At 50.4% G+C, this 20332-nt stretch carries 13 protein-coding genes and 2 pseudogenes; 4 read left to right on the forward strand and 11 right to left on the reverse strand.

All coding sequences use genetic code 11. The annotated features are described in order from the left end of the window. Positions 1 to 484: 484 nt before the first annotated feature. Together PSE_RS16265 and PSE_RS16275 are read left to right on the forward strand one after the other, a co-directional pair. Positions 485 to 1168, forward strand: coding sequence for a hypothetical protein (locus PSE_RS16265; RefSeq protein ID WP_041768624.1), 684 nt, complete (start codon positions 485 to 487; stop codon positions 1166 to 1168). Next, a pseudogene (locus tag PSE_RS16275) lies at positions 1131 to 2481 on the forward strand (IS3 family transposase). Before PSE_RS16265 ends, PSE_RS16275 begins: the two are co-directional and overlap by 38 nt. 205 nt (positions 2482 to 2686) lie before the next feature. On the opposite strand, the gene PSE_RS16280 reads toward PSE_RS16275, so the two are convergent. From PSE_RS16280 to glmU, 8 genes and pseudogenes are all read right to left on the reverse strand, one after another. After that, positions 2687 to 4294 (reverse strand): Tn7-like element transposition protein TnsE, encoded by a 1608-nt coding sequence (locus tag PSE_RS16280; protein ID WP_051125928.1) that lies wholly within the window; start codon positions 4292 to 4294, stop codon positions 2687 to 2689. Then, a complete protein-coding gene (locus PSE_RS16285; protein ID WP_014285876.1) occupies positions 4291 to 5796 on the reverse strand; it encodes a TnsD family Tn7-like transposition protein in 1506 nt (501 codons plus the stop codon). The genes PSE_RS16280 and PSE_RS16285 overlap by 4 nt, the downstream gene beginning before the upstream one ends. A 15-nt stretch (positions 5797 to 5811) precedes the next feature. Beyond that, on the reverse strand, positions 5812 to 6654 hold the full coding sequence (locus tag PSE_RS27500) for a hypothetical protein (protein WP_371260880.1): 843 nt from the start codon (positions 6652 to 6654) through the stop codon (positions 5812 to 5814). Further along, a pseudogene (locus PSE_RS27505) lies at positions 6652 to 7451 on the reverse strand (ATP-binding protein); the annotation flags it as partial. The gene PSE_RS27500 and the pseudogene PSE_RS27505, both read right to left, overlap by 3 nt. Continuing rightward, entirely contained in the window at positions 7451 to 9532 is a 2082-nt protein-coding gene (locus tag PSE_RS16295; protein WP_014285877.1) for a DDE-type integrase/transposase/recombinase, read from the reverse strand. The gene PSE_RS16295 and the pseudogene PSE_RS27505, both read right to left, overlap by 1 nt. Continuing rightward, positions 9516 to 10346, reverse strand: a complete 831-nt coding sequence (locus tag PSE_RS16300; RefSeq protein ID WP_014285878.1) for a heteromeric transposase endonuclease subunit TnsA — start codon at positions 10344 to 10346, stop codon at positions 9516 to 9518. The genes PSE_RS16295 and PSE_RS16300 overlap by 17 nt, the downstream gene beginning before the upstream one ends. 124 nt (positions 10347 to 10470) lie before the next feature. Further along, the gene (glmS, locus tag PSE_RS16305; protein WP_014285879.1) at positions 10471 to 12297 is read right to left on the reverse strand and encodes a glutamine--fructose-6-phosphate transaminase (isomerizing); all 1827 of its coding nucleotides are present in this window, start codon (positions 12295 to 12297) and stop codon (positions 10471 to 10473) included. 171 nt (positions 12298 to 12468) lie between these two features. Further along, positions 12469 to 13827 carry a bifunctional UDP-N-acetylglucosamine diphosphorylase/glucosamine-1-phosphate N-acetyltransferase GlmU gene (gene glmU / locus PSE_RS16310; RefSeq protein ID WP_041768626.1) on the reverse strand — a complete coding sequence of 453 codons (1359 nt, stop codon included), beginning with the start codon at positions 13825 to 13827 and terminating at the stop codon, positions 12469 to 12471. Positions 13828 to 14058: 231 nt separating this feature from the next. Between glmU and PSE_RS16315 the strand changes: the two genes are divergently transcribed. Beyond that, positions 14059 to 15039: a hypothetical protein gene (locus PSE_RS16315; protein WP_208997959.1), complete on the forward strand. Its 981-nt coding sequence runs from the start codon at positions 14059 to 14061 to the stop codon at positions 15037 to 15039. Positions 15040 to 15134: 95 nt separating this feature from the next. After that, entirely contained in the window at positions 15135 to 16067 is a 933-nt protein-coding gene (locus tag PSE_RS16320) for a DMT family transporter (RefSeq protein WP_256378184.1), read from the forward strand. 79 nt (positions 16068 to 16146) lie between these two features. On the opposite strand, the gene PSE_RS16325 is transcribed toward PSE_RS16320, so the two are convergent. The 3 genes from PSE_RS16325 to PSE_RS16335 all read right to left on the reverse strand — a co-directional run bounded on the left by PSE_RS16325 (position 16147) and on the right by PSE_RS16335 (position 20205). Further along, positions 16147 to 16884 carry a cytochrome c biogenesis CcdA family protein gene (locus tag PSE_RS16325; protein WP_008546769.1) on the reverse strand — a complete coding sequence of 246 codons (738 nt, stop codon included), beginning with the start codon at positions 16882 to 16884 and terminating at the stop codon, positions 16147 to 16149. Positions 16885 to 17112: 228 nt separating this feature from the next. Next, positions 17113 to 17547, reverse strand: a complete 435-nt coding sequence (locus PSE_RS16330) for a universal stress protein (RefSeq protein WP_008546255.1) — start codon at positions 17545 to 17547, stop codon at positions 17113 to 17115. Positions 17548 to 17589: 42 nt separating this feature from the next. Continuing rightward, positions 17590 to 20205 carry a TRAP transporter permease gene (locus PSE_RS16335; protein WP_014285884.1) on the reverse strand — a complete coding sequence of 872 codons (2616 nt, stop codon included), beginning with the start codon at positions 20203 to 20205 and terminating at the stop codon, positions 17590 to 17592. Between the last annotated feature and the right edge of the window lie 127 nt (positions 20206 to 20332).

Here is a 20332-nt window from a genome sequence, read left to right on the forward strand (position 1 = left end):
TACCCTGGGTATGTAGTAGATTATTTTCTTGCATCATTTGTTTTGTAGAATTTTCTTTCAAGCCCCAACTGGACCCAACACGCATGTGTGGACGCCCAGGAGATGTCAGCAGTTCATCGTCAGAATGAGTGAAAGAAGTCCAACTCCTACTGCGCATCCTGCAAACAATGGCGCAGACCTAAAGCCAGATGAGCGTTGCGACTGAAAGCAAATGCGTTTCGGCCAACATGTAACTCTATTTTATGGCAGATATCTCGTAGCAGCTGGGTTGCACTGCTAAAGGTGCTTGTCAGTATGAAAGCTCATTACTCTCCCACAACTGATCTATCTACGAAATCTGGCTTAGCAGTCACCATAACTCGCAACTTCGTTTATCCCCTTTGTCGAACTTGTTCGGCCTTGATGTACGACAAATGGCTTGCCGCTCCCCCCTTAAAGTTACTAACGTTTGGGAAGCTTTGATTGCATCCATTGAAGGTGGGAAATGTCTGTACCTGTAACTCAAACTGCCAATCAAAAACTGCGAGATCTTATTGATGCCGATGTTCTGGAACCTGATCGCTTAATGGCAGAAATGGCATTGGCCGATCGACAAGATCCGCTGCAATGGCGCGGATCCTTCCAACATCGCGTTATTCATCCTATGGCCAGGCTCTTGGGGCGCAACGTGGGCAACCTTGAGGGCGCTAAAGATCGGGAACGCTGGTGGAAGGTAAAAAGGTTCGTCGATAACAACCCCGGAACGACCAACTGGCCTGGATTTGACAAGTTCCAGCATTTTATTGTCGGAGCGGAAATTACCGCAATGACCCAGGTTCTGTTTAGCCGGCAGGCTGGATTGGCAGCTGGAGTTGCAGGAGAGGCTTATGACCAGGTCAAGCGGTACTCCAATATATTTCTTGACAGTATAAGCGCTGGTGGACACCTCAAGCCGCATCAGGTCGGTTTTGACCCCGTCGATGCGGAGTTCACAATGCAAGGTGCTGCCTTCGCCCAGATCTCATCTAAAATGCCGGAAAAGGGAATGGGCTCATTCACCGGGGCTGTTTGTCGGCGACGCCTTATGGACAGATCGATCGATTTGAGTAATGGAGTGTTTTGGCCCATGATCACTAGATTAGGAGTGAACAATGGGGCAATACACAAGGACCGCCAGCGCTGCAGCTGAGAAGGCGGTTAAAGACATCCGGCGCAAGACCCGAAAGCGCTATTCCACTGAAGACAAGATCCGTATCGTTCTGGCTGGACTGCGCGGTGAGGACAGTATTGCCGAGTTGTGCCGACAAGAGGGCATCTCACAGGGGCTTTACTGCAGCTGGTCGAAGGAGTTTCTGGAAGCTGGTAAGATGCGACTTGCCGGTGACACCGCCCGTCAGGCCAGCACCGGTGAAGTCAAGGTGCTGCGCAAAGAAGCACGCGATCTCAAGGAGGTGGTCGCCGAACAAGCTCTGGAGCTGCGGCTTCTTTAAAAAAGCATGCTCGAGGATGGGGGAGACGACGAATGAGATATCCCGCCCACGAGAAGTTGGAGATTATCCGGCTGGTTGACGGATCACATTAGCCAATCAAGCGCACGTTGGAGCTGCTGGGTATTCCACGCTCAACATTCTATGTTTGGTATGATCGCTATCTGGAAGGCGGTGTTGAAGCGCTTGAAGACCGTATCTCACGTCCATCCAGGATCTGGAACCGTATTCCCGATGAGATCAGAGCGCAGATTATCGAGATGGCGCTAGACGAGCCAGATTTGTCACCACGAGAGCTCGCGGTCCGCTTCACAGACACAAAAGGCTATTTTGTTTCAGAGGCTTCCGTCTATCGGTTACTGAAAGCGCAGGACCTTATACCTCACCGGCCTATGTGGTCATCAAGGCCGCTGATGAGTTCAGGGACAAAACCACGGCTCCAAATCAGCAATGGCAAACCGACTTCACCTATTTCAAGATCATAGGCTAGGGATGGTTTTATCTGTCCACCGTACTTGATGATTACTCCCGCTATATCATTGCCTGGAAGCTGTGCACCACAATGAAAGCCAAGGACGCCACTGACACTCTTCAGTTGGCGCTCGATGCCTCAGGCTGTGACCAACCAAAGGTGCTGCATCGTCCACGCCTACTTTCTGACAATGGCAGCTCATACGTCTCGTCGGACTTGGCCGAATGGCTGGAGGAAAAAGATATGGAGCATGTCAGGGGTGCTCCTTATCATTCGCAAACCCAAGGCAAAATCGAACGTTGGCATCAAACCATGAAGAACCGCATCCTGCTCGAGAACTACTACATGCCAGGGGATCTGGAAGCCCAGATTGAAAGGTTTGTCGATTACTATAATCACCACCGCTATCACGAGAGCCTGAGCAACGTGACACCAGCAGATGCATATTTCGGGAGGGATATGGCGATACTACAAAACCGACAGATGATTAAACGCAGAACTCTTCAAAATCGCCGCTTGCGTTACCACGCGCAAGCCGCTTAGCATCAACATGCAAACCGGGCCAAACACTCCGCTATTCAGAACCTAATTCTGTCTAACTTCATTCGACGACGGACACCTATTGTTTTCCATATTCTTAGCTGCTGTTAAATGGAAACGAGCACTTCAAAACCATAGGCTTTTTCAACTAAATCAACACAAGGCGAAGACGATCTTTGCTCTAAGCATCTTCATCAGTTAGTAGCTGCTAACGCAATCGAGAAAATACACGCTCTGCCCATTTAGCTATTTCATCAGAGGTCAAAGCTCCACTTTTACGAGACTTCTGATGAGAGATCCAAAAATGATTCTTTTTGCCAACAAGATTGTCTAAATACTTGTTTGGCCAAGACAAAGACCCACTCAAGAGTCTTTCTTCCAGCTCCCGCAAATGATCGGTAATGGCTCGAATGGATGTTGCAAAAATCACTTTGGTTGACAATGCTTTCTTTGCATCAGAAGTATCAACCTCCAAAAAATAATAGCTCAGCTGACCTATCGTGACGAGCGCAACTGAAAGACATCGACGGTTGCCATCAGTTTCCAGGATATGCCTTCTGCATTTTCCTAGCGCCGGAAGCTTCCTAAGCGGATATTTGCCTACAGTGCAGCCGTACCTGTCTTCCAGAAGCGTAAGCATTTCAAAATAGCTCTTAAACTTGTTTAAGTATAAGTGGGTATCGTCTGTTTGCTCTTTTAGGCTATCCCACTCCGCGCTGGGTAACGTTCCAAATGGTCCTTGCTCCTCGGTACTCACATTCGTGAAAACATTTTCAAGTTGACCGTTATCCTTTCGACCTCCCCGCGCCAGTCTTGACTTCTTCGCAACCCTCGAAGTTGCCACCGCCTCCGCAAACTCGAACTCTGTATTACTTACATTAAGGGTGATTGGTTTGTTCTCCCGGCTACCCTCTGCATTATCATCCACATTATATTGCATAGGCTCTGGCATTGGTGAGGTAAGCTGTCCTCTCTCTCCTGCACCATTGCCATTCGCGTAAAACTTGGGGCTACAGAACTCGACCTGATCTGGAACATTAGCGGGAATGTTTTTTATGCCAGTCACTTCATAAACAAGCAGTGTCTGGCTCACCGGTTCAAAATTGCCCTTCACCGTTAAGCTAACATTCGTCAGCGGTGGCGGCTCAAATTGAAAGGTCCATCGTCGATACTGACCTATGTCGCGACCGTAGAGCAATTGGGATTGGCTTATGCTTTCATAGGAGCGCCTAGCATTCTTATCCAGTAGCAACCAGGCAAGCAACCTGCGGTATCCGGGATCATTAAACATCTCCAGGGGGCAATTGCAGGTCTGGAGTACATGGATGGTTGTCGCCTTATTGAACTCGTTACACTCAACGGCAAACTCATTACTCAGAACATCATGAACCACAGATGAGCGGGCTAAATAGCCATTATGGAAAAATAGAGCTCGTGCTAACTCGAATTGCGGAAGGAAAACCTGAATGCCATCTCGCAGTTCAAAGACAAAACAATATTGCCTAAGCTCATTTGGTAAGCGCCGTTCAAGAGCTGGGCAATTTCCCAAGCGGTCAAACCGCCATTCATTCGCTCTTTGAACTGTAAAAGTCTTTTCAAGACTCTGGCGATAATTGCCCTTTGTTTGATTAATGAGGCTTTTGCGGACCAGTAAGGGTGCATTTGAAAGCAAAGTTGCGTCAGCCCCGTTTTGCCTGCGTGGAAATACACTCAGGTTTACGGCCCACCTAACCCCACCTTGTCGGCAGAACAAATCCCCTATACCGTTGATCCAGGTATTTTCCTCAAACCCTTTGAGATGCACAATTCCATTCAATTTCTTAGTACCCCCATAAGAAAACAACGAGCTGGCTCAGTAAGGCGTTCTTCGCTCAATCCCGCTGCCCTTAGGACTCTCCATCGCTTAATGGAAGCGCCGTGCTGTTTCAGTCCTAAAAGGGTGCACTTAATTCTTCTTATTTGATAGTCAGATATGCTCTCACTGTGACGCTTTAGAAAAGCTCGGCAAAGAGGGAGCAGTTCCAAGTGCTTCTCAACACTCGCCGCAACGTCTATTTTCTTTAGGTACCAATTTTTTGAGCGCCTTGGCCCATTCAGCTGATTATCAAACTGATCACGCAACTTAACCAACACTCGAAGGGTGTTGCTATCCCGCATCGACCAATCCACACGTGCCTTCCGCCTAGTTGTCGGTTTATAGTGCTTCTGATTAACCTCCATCAACCAGACTTTGTCATGGCGATAGAGCCACGTGTAGACACTCCCAAAGCCATTAAGCCTGGCCGCCTTTACGCCATATTTATTAAGAGCAACAAGCCACTTACTTCGGTGTGCTTCACTCTTATCCTCGTTCTGGACTGGTAAACTCTTGGGAGCTCCCTTCACAGCCTTGCCCTGCACTACCTCATTGATAGCGTCTTGCAAATTCCATCTTGGCTCTAACAAAGCATGAAGAACGATCAAGTGCTCAAGATAACTAAAGGCCTTGCGGTGTTTTCGAAAGATGCTTTGTAGCCAGCTCTCAGCGTCCGTGGTGGGCAAAAGAGAGTGCCCAGCAAGCCATTCCGCTCCCCAGTACTCTATGACCCTCTCTTTGATTTCCTCATGGCGCACCTGCAATCCCCGATTGAAACCCTTCTCAGCTGCCAAGTTTTTATAGTAAATCCCCCACTGAGTTAACTCAGGGACATGTTTCACACGAAGGCCCAGTAGCTCGTCTATACTTATGGCCATCACAACATCTTGCCAACTTCCAGATTGAGCTTTTACTGACGGGCAAGTATCAGGGCTTGCTGCCTTAAATGCATGGCGATGCACATCATGACGGCATATTTTTGCATCAATTAACTTACCGTGACTAGGACAGCTATCCGCTCCAGCGACTTGCCAGATCCGACGCCAATAACATTCTCCATGCCTTTCAAATTGCTCGATTACGCAATCAGGACAATACCGAAGGTACTTCGGTTGCTTGACGCGTGATGCAATAACGCCGGCCATCAGATGCACGGAGCTTTTTCGGCTCCCGACTAGCTCATGAGAAAGAGCCTTATGTCGAGCTTTGCCGATAAAAGGTGCATATAAAGGAAAGAGCGTATGCTTGTAGAGAAGGTCGAGCGGCGCAATACCGAGTGGTTCCGGATAAAGCTCTGCTACCTTCTTTAAATGTCCAGGCAGGTCTGAAACTGCAGTAATTTTGGTGTCGCCGAACACCTCAAACAGGAGTTCTTTAGGGGAGGTAATACCGCTATGGACCCCATACCTTGCAATCGTACTATAAATCAGTTCGTCGCAATAAGGTAAGGGGAAGCCTAACATATCATCCCACTCTCTTTAACCAGCCAGAAACGTCGAACAGATCCTGGCTTGCTGCCAGTTCATCATGAAAAGTCCCTGTTCCGCCTGCGAAAACTTGAACCTAAAGTCATCCGAGGGCAGTGAATGCCAATCTGAAAATCTAACTGTTTCAGGTTTAGCTGTTTTCGGCTGTACCGAGGCAGAATACCAGCCCAGAACGATCTGAACTAGGTCAGGTAAAGAAAGGTTCGGATGTTTATTGAAGGCGTTTATTATTAAAGGCTGTAGCAACTTTGAATCGCACCCCATTGCCTGCAATAAAGTAGACAACTTTTTGGCTTTTTCATTACCGCTGAATGCGTCTTCACTTTCTCTTTCTTCTTGCCTCTCATCGATTAATTTCCGCAACTCAAGAAGGCGTCTGTCTATCGCCGGCATCTGCAGGTCAGAGAATTTAACAATTGCATCAGGATCTCCCCTACGCAGTGCGTCTAACATTGGGTGCACTGGCTTGAGTTCCTGCTCATAGATTGTACGTAGCAGCTTTACCGTTATCCGCTCCAAGCCTGTAGAAATCGCCCGCAACTGAGCAAGGACAAACAGCTTAACCACGATATCGATCACCCCTTGCGACAACTCATACCAGCAATCGCGGATTTCTTCACTTAAGTTCTCATCGCGTTGAGATAACCATTGGTATCGCCACAGCTTGTCAGAAAAAGCCTGCCATTCTGTCCTTCGTTGCTTACCTGTACCGGGATCTACTCTGACAGGACCGCGTTGCATCGGCTCCCAAAACAGAGACCCAAAGCCAGCACTGCGCCTACCTGCCTGTAACTCCATTTCAAATATAGGTCTCGCCTTGGGAGTGCCAACCATGACTACTGGCACACCAACCTTGTTCACTAGCTCAACGAAGAACTCCAGCATAGCTTCCTTGCTGATGGACCTCTTAAGCGTCAATCGCTGGATTTCATCAATAACAAGCACGCCGACAGCCCTTTGCGTTGCAACTTGTCCCATCAGAGAAAGCAGCACTTCAGTGCTGTGACGCTTACGGGCGTACTTTTCCTCATAGGCGGTGCTCAGCGCACGATCGACCTCACGAAAAAATTTAGACACAAGCTCTTTAGAGAGCCATCAGACGGGCACTCGATCCGAAGATAGGGCATCTGAATGTAGTTGTATTGCTTGTGGTAGATAACTTGCGGATAGGTCGCCAAAATACGATTTATTGTCGAGCTTTTGCCGCTACCAGAGCACCCAATCAGCGAGAAGCATTTAGCCGTAGACTTCGATTGAGCAAAATGAAAGCCTTCTGCCGCACCTGACATTATCCTTTGATAGCCTTCCTGCATCCTCCTGTTCAAAGAACCATCGGCTATATTGCGACCGACATAACCACCCCGGATCATAATTGAGATTTTTTCTTCCAACTGCTTATGCATGGACAATGGCTGAAAGAAATCGTCTAGAAGTGCGCTAACCTGATGGGCACGAATATGACCTTTTTCAAAGCAATCTTGCGGATTGAAAGTGATCTTTCCAGCTAACTTCTTCTTAAGCGCAGAGAGATCCATGATTGGTGGCAGCGCTTCAATCAATGGATTGTCGCGATAACGCTCCAAACCCGGATCAACATATACAGCCTCAACAAAGTTTTCCGGCAATGGCATCAGTCATCGTCCTCAAACAGCTCATCAATGAAATCAGGATAATTTAGATCCGGTTCGCGCACAGAAAGGTGGACTATCTCACCTGACTTACGTTCACTTTCAGCTTCAGGACGGTGTGCTTTTTGGGCTCGCTCACCTGCTTTTTCGTGACGCTTGTTCTCATTGATGGCACGGATCCTCTGCGCTTTGGGCTCTGCCGAGTTATCAGGCGCCGCATTCTTAGCCTGAGAAATCTTCTCAATCACAAACTCTTCATGCTGACGCTTCATGGTTTTGAACCGCACCTTGGCAGTCGCTGATGTTTTCTTCTGTTCATCTCGAACCTGCCACACATCCCAGAACGAACACCCGCGGAACTCACGAGAGCGCTCTGAGAGATTACAGACCCAATATTTATTGCTGCCTCTGTTTGGAAACAGGTAAATCCGGTCTGCAACCAAAGGATCGTAGGCTGCTTCAATGCTCGCTGGACGTTTTACATTCCGACCACGATGCGTCCATCCAAGTCGGAGAAACTCTGTTGATGTATAGTAGATGCCAAACAAGCAGGCCCCAAGCTCTGAAAGAGTTGCCTTTTTTCTCGGCAGTAAGGCTATGCGGAGTGCATCTGGATCAGCCTGATGCAGGCGCCCGGTCCTGTGCTGCAGCCCCCAGTTCCACAGATGGAGCGGAGTGGCAGGAAGATCCGTCGGCATGTCAGCGTCCCTGTCGTATTTCTCAAGGACGGCGTATTGGTTGTGGCAAAGCACGGACGACAGGATAATTTGAGAAAAATCTTTAACCGATAGCTTGGCATCCAGTCGGTAGTCTCTCCCTCCACGTTTCTTAACCGTTGTGCCTGAAACATGGCCTGGCACAAAGGGGCCGAAAGAGCTCTGAATTGTCTTGAAGTTACGTTCAACAATACCTTTCGCATCACCTCTGTAAGGTGGTGTGTTTTCTATCCTGACTGAGAACTTACTCTCCAGATTTTCTATCTGATGCCCAAGCAACTCACCCCGGTCAGCTAAGACAGCGTCAGGAACACCGATGCATGGCCAATCTTTGACATCAATTTCAAACTTCATTTCATTGCAGTAACTTGTCTTATCAGTTACCGCCATAAAGAGAGCCTGCATCGCCGCTGCATAAGAAGGTGTTTCAAAGCCGATGTAATAGCCAGCAACCATGCGGCTGAAAACATCAATCACCATGTATACCACGGGTCGACCAACTATATTGCCGCGCTCACTATCGGATACCAAGTAAATATCCGCTATGGTCGCATCAATCTCATAGCGGGAACCTGGCCCCAGTACTTGTGCATTTGCGGTACTACGTAAAGGCCTGATATCTTTATTGTATTCTATAGCAGACACTCGTTTCTTTAGTGTTTCAGCCTGCTGGTACTCACGCTTGTAGAAATGCATCATCTGCCAGTTGGACGGCAACTCTTCTGAAGGTGTATCTGGGAAGTAATTCAGATACATGTTCTCAAAGCGGCGATGAGCATAAGGAAATGAGTGTCCCTTATCCTTGAGAAGATAACGGTCAATGGCTATGCGGAACAAACGTTCTGTAAATTCGTCGACCTTGGCACCAACTCCTGGGGTGTATTTGCGCGGACGCCCTAACTTCTTATCCTTTGCCAGTCTCCGCTGCCCCTTCCCACCTGAGTTCTTGTAATCAGGTAGCAAAGCGTTCGGAACCTGACCTCTTTGCCAGTATCGACGAGCTAACCTGTAGAGGGTTTGCTTGGTAGAGCCTTTACTGGCAAGAATGATATTTATGGCAGCGCCGCGGCTTTCCGGATCATAAAAGTCTGGTAGATCCACCAGAGGTTTGATGAGAACGTAGTTACTGTCTCGCTTTGCCTTCGCCGTACTTCCCTCTGCTGGGTTCTGGAAAGTAAGCTCACTGAAAGGATCCTGTACCCGGTCAAGGATTTCCGCTTCAATGGCAGATCTCAACTCATCGGTAGATGCGATTTCAGGGAAAGCCGACTTATCGTCTATATCAATCCAGACTAAGTACTCACCCATCAGCTGCAGAATGCGATAGCGTCTTTGATCTAACATCAAAACTTCATTGATTTGAAACAAGATACACCTCCCGGATAAAACCTAGGTCTCCTGTTTTCAGTTCTTTCGCCTTGAGCTTGGTGACAGGAGCAAAGATATCAAAGGTGAAGTATCGCTTAGCTAAAAGCTGTCTTATCTCTTGAAGAGACTGGCCAAGCGGCAGCCCATAGGCCACATCCAATTCCTTACAGATACTGATGAGCGTCTTATTTGGGTTCTTTTTAAAGTGGTGACCATAGAAATCCATCTGGTCCAGAGACAGTTCGTCAAGACCTTCCTCCTTCCGCATCGCCGGGTGGAGCCATTTTATATTTTTGGTAACGATAGCTGGCACCTCTTGCTCGGTAATGAGGTACCAAGGTACGTCCTTCGCTTGCCAGTATCGCCGCTCTAGCTCCAGCTTTTCAACCGTGCGAGCATCCTGCAGCGCATCTTTATACTTCGCTTGCAATACGAACTTAGGCCGCTGCTCATCGCTCGTGTCCACCAAGAAGTCGGAGGACATATACTGGTCAACACCAGCTAGACTAGGATGTTTGATCCCAGCTTCAAGCGCAAGCTTGCGAGTATCATCTCTTTCAAGGGGGAACTGCTCACGGACTTGGATAACTTCATTATGCCATTCCAGAAGCAGGAACACGGAAAGTTCTAGGTCAGATAGTAAATGATGGGTTCTCTTCGATTTATGGCCGAAGACACGGTGTACTCTCCCAAGAGACGGCAAGTCTCGAACAGTCAGCCAAGGTTTGTATTCAGAATACGCTCCGCTCCCTCGCCCTTCTTTGATCATTTTTGCAAGCTTTGCGTCAGAAAACGCTTTGTTCTTACCTGCCATATCAAAACCGCCGGTTTAATACTCGCAAAGCAAGCATAATACCGGCGGTCTCAGTATGCAATTTTATTACTCAGTATGATACTTTATTACTCTCCAACATTTAAAACTTCAGCATTCCATCCGCTTATTCAACGGTGACGGACTTTGCCAGGTTGCGTGGTTGGTCTACGTCGGTGCCCATGAACACGGCGGTGTGGTAGGAGAGCATCTGCAGAGGCAGGGCGTAGATGAGTGGAGCGACGATTTCCGGAAGCTCTGGTAGAATGATCATCTGGTTGGCAGCAACACCGGCTGCCTCCGCGCCTTTTTCATCCGTGAACAGAGCGATCTCACCACCACGGGCAGCAACTTCCTGCATGTTGGAGACGGTCTTCTCGTAAACACCATCAAATGGCGCAACGACCAGAACCGGCATGTTCTCATCAATCAACGCGATCGGACCATGCTTCAGCTCGCCCGCTGCATAGCCTTCTGCGTGAATGTAGGAGAGCTCCTTCAGCTTCAACGCACCTTCCAGAGCAAGTGGGAAGCTTGTGCCACGACCGAGGAACAGAGCATGATGCTTCTTGGACATCCATGGCGCCAGCTTTTCAATCTGAGGCTCCAGCTTCAGTGCCTGCATAGCATGGGCTGGCAGCTCAGAAAGCGCACCAACCAGCTCATTTTCCTGAGCTTCACTCAGATGTCCACGCTGACGACCAGCCAGCACAGCAAGGCTTGCAAGAACAGCCAGCTGACACGTGAAGGCCTTCGTTGACGCAACGCCGATTTCCGGTCCTGCAAAGATCGGGAAGATCAGATCAGATTCACGCGCAATCGTGCTCTCAGAAACGTTCACAACCGCACCGATGGTCATGCCCTGCTCTTTACAGTAGCGCAGTGATGCCAGCGTATCTGCTGTTTCACCGGACTGAGAAATGAACAGCGCCAGATCACCTTCACCCAATGGCATTTCGCGGTAGCGGAACTCAGAGGCAATATCGATATCAACTGGCAGGCGAGCGTACTTCTCAAACCAGTACTTAGCAGTCAATCCCGCATAGTAAGCTGTACCACACGCGGAAATGACGAGACGATTGATCTTGGAGAAGTCAAAATCATTGCCTTCCGGTAGAGCGACCTTGCCCTCATTGAATTTCAGATACTGAGAGATCGCATGACCCAGCACTTCTGGCTGCTCATGGATTTCTTTGGCCATGAAGTGACGGTAGTTGCCCTTATCCATCATGGTGGAGCTGACGCTGGACGTTTGAACCACACGCTCAACAGCAGCGTTGTTCTCATCAAAGATCTGCGCACCAGCACGGGTCAAAACAACCCAGTCACCTTCTTCAAGGTAGCTGATGCGGTCTGTAAATGGGGACAGAGCAATTGCATCAGAACCAAGGAACATCTCACCTTCGCCATACCCAACAGCAAGCGGGGAACCGCGGCGAGCGCCGATCATCAAATCGTCCTGATCAGCAAACAGAATTGCCAGTGAGAACGCACCTTTCAGGCGACCAAGAACAGCTGCGACAGCAGCCTGTGGGGATTTACCAGTTTTCACTTCAAGTGAAATGAGGTGCGCAACAACTTCAGAGTCTGTCTCGGTAGAAAGCTTCACACCGGCGCTGCGTACATCTTCGCGCAGCTCCAGGAAGTTTTCGATAATACCGTTATGCACGACCATCACGCCATCAGCAGCATGCGGGTGTGCATTTTCTACCGTCGGAGCACCGTGGGTTGCCCAACGGGTGTGGCCAATGCCACTTGTGCCGGAAAGAGGCTTATCTTCCAGCAACGCTTCCAGATTGCGAAGTTTACCCTTCGCACGGCGGCGATTAAGGTCGCCGCCGACAACAGTTGCAATACCTGCAGAGTCATACCCGCGATACTCAAGCCGTTTCAGCGCATCTACCAGCAATGGTGCAACAGGTGTCTGCCCCAAAATACCGACAATACCGCACATAAGTGTTCTCCTTGAAATCCCACCTCGCAACTGATGCGAGCATCAACTTTTGGCCAAGTCTTTAACCTGATGCACTGCTGCGAGGGAAATCAATCCGTGTTTCGTTTCGTTACAGCTTGAGGATAATTGAGCAAGCACACTGCTAACCTCAGCAATGTGCAACATTATTGCTCAGCCCTTTCTTGAAGCTTTAGCCGCAGCAAGCATTTCACGCATCACTTTGGCACGGCCTTCCTTGTTCACCTGCTGACTACGCCCAATCGCCAACGCGTTCTCAGGCACATCAGAAGTCACCACAGAGCCCGCAGCAACAAAGGCACCGTCACCAAGGGTCAGAGGCGCCACCAGCACGCTGTCAGAGCCGATAAAGCTGCCAGCCCCAATGTCTGTGTGATGCTTCAGGTAACCGTCGTAGTTGCAGGTGATCGTGCCTGCCCCGATGTTGGATTTGGCACCAACACGTGCATCACCGATGTAAGAAAGGTGGTTGACCTTGGCACCACTCTCAACCTTGGCATTCTTGATCTCAACAAAGTTGCCGATATGGGCGCCTTCCCCGATATCCGCCCCCGGGCGCAGTCGTGCGTAAGGACCGACTGTGGCATCCGCACTCACATGTGCCTTTTCAAGGTGAGAGAACGCACGGATACGAGCACCGCTGTCAACATGAACTCCCGGACCAAACACGACGTTCGGCTCCACCACAACATCTGGATCGATCTCAGTATCCCAGGAGAAGTAGACAGTTTCCGGCGCCTGCAAGGTCACGCCGTTCTCCATGAAGGTCTCCCGTTGAACCTGCTGGAACACAGCTTCACAAGAGGCCAGCTGAGAGCGATTGTTGATACCTTGCACTTCCTTCTCATCTGCCAGTTCAGAAACAACACGCATGCCTTTGCTGCGCGCCACTTCCACTGCATCAGTCAGGTAATACTCACCCTTGGCGTTGTCGTTTTTGATCTCGGCGATCAGGTCTGACAATGCTGAGCCTTTGAACGCCATGATGCCAGCATTGCAAAGCGTGACTCTGCGTTCTTCATCAGTTGCTTCTTTTTCTTCACGGATCGCAACAAGTTCGCCATCGCTTTCCAGAAGACGGCCATATCCAAACGGGTCATCTGCCTCAAAGCCCAGAACCACAACATCAGCACCACCTGAAAGACGCTCGCGCAGACGATGCAGCGTATCTGCCTTCACCAATGGCGTATCTCCAAAAAGAACCAGAACGTGATCTGAAGCAGCCTTGTAAGCATCCTCAGCCGCTTTTACGGCATGTGCGGTACCAAGGCGATCAACCTGAACATGGCAGGTCGCATGAGGCACGCGGATGGCGACATGCTCTTCCAGCTTCGCCATCTCTGGGCCAACCACAACAGCGACCTTGTCAGCTCCTGCGTGAACAACAGAGTTCAGCACGTGGCCAACAAGCGGCAGCCCGCCAATCTCGTGCATCACCTTTGGCAGGGCCGAACGCATACGCGTTCCCAATCCAGCAGCCAGAACAATTGCCAAACAAGAACTATTGGACATGCAAACCCCTTGGGTAACTTGAAATCAAAACTGACAGGCAACCTGCACCAGAGCTTTGGCATTTCAAAGGACATCCCTTTGCTTTCACCAAGAAAATCAGCGCACCCATTAGAAGTAGCAGATAGTGTTTAATACATCTTTTTCAGGTTGCGTTTGCACTTTGTTAACCATAAAAAATCAAGTTAATACATATAGTTAGGATTAGATTCGAATACGAGGCGACCGGAAGCGTTGCGACTTCCTCATAAAATCAACGAGTTACGGCAAGAACCGAAAGTACTGCGAGAACGTGTGACCGTTCTGGCATGGGGTATTGCTGCGCTCTCGTTCGTCGCCCTCGCCGCCTCCGCAGTGCAGATGCCAGGCAAGTTTGCAGCTCAAACACCCCATTTTGCCCAGGCAATAATTCCACTCCCGGCACCCGGCCCTGTGACCACAACGGCCTCAATCAGTGGACAAACAGCACAAAATGCCTTCCAGATTTATGATGGAACTGGCGAAAAAACCGAATCACAGCAGGAACTGCAGAACACAAAAGAGCTTCGGGCCGTGCGTGAGGAGATCGTTTCTCTCCGCCGCTCCATGCTGCGTTTGACAGAGCAAAATCGCAGATTGTCAAGCAAGCTGAAGGCGCTAGATGAAGCTGCAAGCCAAGCCCAGGCTGAAACCAAAGCCGCTCCCAAACCGGCAGTCACCGCAGTAAAGCCAAAGCAAAAGCCGATAACACCAATCGAAACGCTACCAGCGCCAGAGCTTTCTGCCGCAAAGCCGCAACCGCAGGCACCCGACCCACTACCGGAGATGAAACTTTCAGAACTGACGGAAATCACAGAAACCACTCTGCCGGATGCCTCAGCGCCTGAAACTGTCGCATCAATCCCGGCAAAAGCAGAGCTGCCTGAGTTTTACAAAACCCCGGCAGCAGGCAAACTCAGCCAGTCGGGCCGTCGCAAGATCGTGCGCACTTCCTTCGCGGTTGATCTGGGTAGCTTTGACAACACCAACGCGCTCAACAACCAGTGGCAAAAGCTCAAGGAAAGCAATCCTCTCCTGTTGGGTGACCTGAGGAAACGGGTCTCAACCGCTGAGATTGATGGAACAATGCAGTTCACATTGACAGCGGGCCCATTCTTCAACGCAGCAGACACCGCTGTGGTCTGCGCAAGACTGGTGCGAGAAAAAGTCAATTGCTCGCCAACCATTTTCCAATAAGTTAGCTTCATCTTTCTGCACCTGAGATTGGGACCAACCGCGCCAGTAGTGACGTGATCAACCCCAGCCTTGCAGGTCATTTCGGAATACCACGCGTGTCTCATTCTCCTTCGAGCTCAAATTGGGCCTCAACATATGCCCTGTTGTTTCTCATGCCCGTTTTCATGAGCTCCAATATCATTATTGCCAAGCCTGCCATTGCCCATACAGAGCCATGGACCCTCGCCTTTTTCAGATGGGGTCTGGCCTCTCTCATCCTGTTGCCGTTTACATATCGTGAGCTGAAAAGAAGTCTGCCGATTATCCGCAAAAACCTGAAGCTCCTCAGCTTCATGGCCTTCCTCGCCATGTGGATCTGCGGTGCCATCGTCTATCTGGCCTTGAAAGAAACATCAGCCACCAACGGAACGCTGATCTATTCTGCAGCTCCTGCTCTGATCCTAGCCCTTGAGTGGCTCTTCAGAGGCCGTGCAGTGGCCATGCGCGAGCTTGTCGGCATCTCACTGGCCATCGTCGGTGTCTTCGTGATCGTCACCAAGGGCTCGCTGGGGAACTTGCTCAGCCTGCAACTGAACAGCGGTGACTTGCTCTTTGCGCTGTGTACACTCAGTTGGGCGATCTATTCCGTGCTCATCAAGAAGAGCCAGTTGCAAAGCATCTCAACAGCACCACTGTTCACGATCCTCGCCATCCTCGGCACGCTCATCCTCGCACCATTCGCAGTCACTGAGATGGCAATCACGTCGTCCGTGCCAAACACAGGCGAAGTTTGGATGTCGATCGCAGGGGTAGCACTGGTCGCATCTGTTGCTTCGTTCCTCACCTACCAGTTCAGCATCCGCCTGGTCGGCCCATCCATCGCGGGCATGTTCATGTATCTCATGACACCCTACGGCGTTGGCATGGCAGTTCTGTTTCTGGGTGAGAAGCTGCAGACATTCCACTACCTCGGCTTCGCACCGATCATGGCAGGCCTCCTGCTGGCAACTCTTCCAGCCGGCATCTTCCGGAAAAAGGCCAGCGCATAGGACGTGAAAACAATCAGCTCTAAACGCAAAAAAGCAGGCCCCGGGGCCTGCTTTTTCATTTCATCATTTATAGAGCGATTTAGCCGATCTGGGAGAAAACCGGGAAAGTTTCCAGCAGCCAGAAAGAGAACGCCTGAATGTAACCGGTCAGGAAGCCCACACCGGTAAGCACCAGAAACGCACCCATGACTTTCTCAACAGTGCCCATATGCTTGCGGAATCGCGCCATGAAGCCCATGAACGGACCAGCAAACATCGCAGCGATCATGAACGGCACACCGATACCCAGCGCATAAGCTGCCAGCAGGATGACGCCCTGATTAACAGAAGCCTGCGTACCAGCAATCAGAAGAATACTTGCCAGAACCGGACCGATGCACGGGGTCCAGCCAAAGCCGAACGCAAGGCCCATCAGATAAGCCCCACCAAAGCCACCTGGCTGGCGGTCAATCTGCACACGCGCTTCGCGGTAAAGAAAACCGATCTTGAACGCACCAAGGAAATGCAGACCCATAATGATGATCATCGCACCTGCCACATAAGCAAGGTACTGGGAGTACTGCAGCACGAACTGACCAAGGAACGATGCACTTGCACCAAGCAGCACAAACACGGTTGAGAACCCAGCCACAAAACACATGGCCGCAATCATAACCCTGTTGCTCTGCGCTGCGCTTTTATCTTTGCTTGTCACCTCTTCAATGGACAGACCAGCGATGTATCCAAGATAAGGCGGCACCAGCGGTAAGACGCAGGGAGAAACAAACGACAAAATGCCCGCGAAAAATGCGCCCCATAGGGTGATGTCTTGCAACATGTAGCTTTCCTAATTCCGTTTGGAATGCATCCTGAAGGACCTGACGCTGACACGCATGATGGCGTGACAAAGTTCTGGTCCGGCAACAGATGACCAACGCTTATATATACAATTTTGCTGAAAGTTGGATGTGTTTCGTCAAACAGGCAAGAAAATCTGCGACACATTTTGGTGAACGGCGGGTAGAAACACGTAACCACCGTCCACCAAAAACACTATAAGTGACTTTTATTTGTCACGAACCACCAGAACAGACTGGTTGGCATGGCGCACAACGCGCGCAGCATTTGGCCCCAGAAGGAAGTCCTTCAGCTCAGGGCGATGTGAGGAAAGAACAATCAGATCAGTGCCCAGCTTGTCAGCTGCGCTGGTGATCTCTTCATAGATCGTTCCGTGGGCGATGTGCCCTTTCACATCCAGCTCCTCATCAGGAAGCTGCGTATCCAGAAACTCTTCAAGAGCTTCACGGGTACGCTCCAGAGCTTCGGTTTCAAATTCGCGAGCGAAATAGCCGCCTACAATAGATTTGCCAAAATCTGGCAGCACCGTCACCACATGCAGCTGAGCCTTGTAATGACGAGCCAGATCAACAGCCACGGGAAGCGCAGTTTTCCAGCTGCTTTCTTCGTTTAGATCCAAAGGCAGCAAGATATTGGAGTACATTTCCCAACTCCTCAAAAATTATAGTTTTATGGCACAGCCCGCTTAAAAAGCGGGCTGAGTTTGGCGTCGGCGTTGAAGCATAACAACCAGCAAGAGCAAGAGTATCGCAGGAATGTAGAACAATTCCTTCGGCATACGCTCTGCTTCCACCTGAGAGCTTAGGATTGAAACCGGAACATCTCCGTAAAAATCAAAGCCCTGCAGTTTTTCAGCAAACGTTGTGCCTGGGAACGGCTCATCGAGGATCAGCTTGCCATCATCTTCCATGGTGACAAGACCAGCAGCCTCAAGCCGTGCATCAGCACCCTGCTCTTCTCCAATAGTTAGCGGCAATGTCAGCGTCAGGATTTTATCCATGTCATCAAAATCCGGACCTGCGAGGTTAAGACGCACGATTTCACCCGGCTGCGCATCGCTGACCATCTCAAGAATGGCTGGACCTGTGACAGTTACGTACTCGTCCTGCACCTGATTGAGCCAGAAGCCCGGACGGAACAGAGAAAATGCCACGAGCAGCAGAACCAGCGATTCCCAAAGACGGGAACGGGCAAAGAAGTAGCCCTGCGTCGCCGCTGCAAACAGCATCATCGCCACGACAGAGACAATGAAGACAAAGACCGCCTGAAGAGGCTCAACATCGATCAACAAAAGATCAGTGTTGAAGATGAACAGGAACGGCAGCGCTGCTGTACGTAAAGAGTAGATGAAGCCCTGAACACCCGTCTTGATCGGATCACCACGGCTGATCGCAGCAGCAGCAAAGGCCGCAAGCCCCACAGGTGGCGTCACATCCGCCATGATACCGAAGTAGAAGACGAAGAAGTGAACAGCAATCAGTGGCACGATAAAGCCAGTCTGCTCACCAAGCTGCACCACAACAAGTGCCATCAATGAGGACACCACGAGGTAGTTAGCAGTGGTAGGCAAACCCATACCAAGGATCAAGCTCATCACAGCGACGAGGAACAGCATTGCAAGTAGATTGCCACCTGAAAGGAATTCTACCAGTTCAGCGATCATCTGGTGCATACCGGTCAGGGACACAGTACCCACGATGATACCCGCAGCAGCTGTTGCAACAGCAATGCCGATCATGTTGCGCGCGCCGCCAATCATGCCTTCAGCAAAATCAACGATACCCTGCCATACCCGGCCAGTCTGAGACTCCCCACGGAAGAAAGCTTTGATTGGGTGTTGGGTTACAACGATAAAGATCATCGCCATGGTTGCGTAGAACGCTGACAGAGACGGCGAGAAACGCTCAACCAGAATACACCAGATCAGAACAACAATCGGCAGAATGTAGTAGTAGCCAGTACGGCCAACATCACCAGCAGCCGGCAGCTCCTTGATAGGTGCATTCGGATCATCCACCTCAAGGTCAGGAACCTGAGCTGCGATGTAAACAAGGAAGAGATAACCAGCACCAAACAGTGCCAGAACAACTGGGAACGTCAGAGACGGGAACGCGGTCTTAGTCCAACCCAGACCGTAGTAAACCGCAGCACCAACAATGGTGATACCGATAAAGCCGGTCAGAACACCGATCAGACGCTGCATCACAGTGACATGCACAGGAGGCTTAGGCAGGCCTTTCAGGTTCATCTTCAACGCTTCCAGGTGCACGATGTACACCAGAGCGATATAGGAGATCACAGCTGGAATGAAGGCGTGAATAACGACCTGATGGTAACTGGTACCGGTGAACTCCGCGATCAGGAACGCTGCAGCTCCCATCACAGGTGGCATCAACTGACCATTCACGGAAGACGCAACCTCAACAGCACCCGCCTTTTCAGCCGGGAAGCCAGTGCGCTTCATCAGCGGAATAGTAAAGGTACCAGTGGTCACAACGTTCGCAATGGAAGAACCGGAATAAAGACCACTCATCGCAGAAGCAAGAACCGCCGCTTTCGCCGGACCGCCACGCAGGTGACCGAGAAGCGCGAACGCCGCTTTGATGAAGTAGTTACCTGCACCCGCCTTCTCCAGCAGTGAGCCGAAGAGAACGAACAGGAAGATCATGGAAGCCGAGACGCCAACAGCAACACCAAAGACGCCCTCCTCCTGGATCCAGTAGTGCCACATGGCCTTACCGTAGGAAGCGCCGCGCCACTGAATAACTTCAGGCAGGAAAGAAGAGTTGCCGAACATGGCATAGCCGACAAAGATCGCTGCAACGATCACAAGTGGCAAACCAAGGCTGCGGTAAACCGCGATCGCAAGCACAGTCAGGCCAGTGGTGGCCACAACCAGGTCCATCTGAGTTGGAAGACCGGCGCGATTAGCGATTTCAGACCGCATGATCACAAGGTAGAGACAAGCCGCAGCGCCTAAAAATGCAAGGATCCAGTCATACCACGGTATGGTGTGACGCGGGCTGCGGGAAAACAGAGGGTATGCAAAAGCTGCAAGCACCAAACCAAAGGCCAGGTGAATGTTTCTGACTGCAGAGTTGTTGAAGATGAGATTGATGCCAAAGGTATCATTCAGCCAAAACGGAACATTCGACGCCACGTAGAGCTGAAAAACAGACCAGAAAAAGGCAATGGCCGCAATCATTGTGCCTAAGCCGCCAGAAAGGCTTCGTGCACCGGTATCTGCCTGAGCGACCAGTTCCTGCGCATCAACTTGCGCCTTGTGTCGTTCTGGACTCATTCGCACCCCCAAATACAGTTCCCCCTTTGCCTTAGCTGTAAAGGCAGAGCAAGAAACCTACTAAATCTCATAGAAAACCAAAAAATGCGGGGCTAGAGCCGCCCCGCATTATAGAAAAACCGGATAG

Origin of the sequence: Pseudovibrio sp. FO-BEG1, assembly GCF_000236645.1 — a bacterium.
Lineage (GTDB): Bacteria > Pseudomonadota > Alphaproteobacteria > Rhizobiales > Stappiaceae > Pseudovibrio.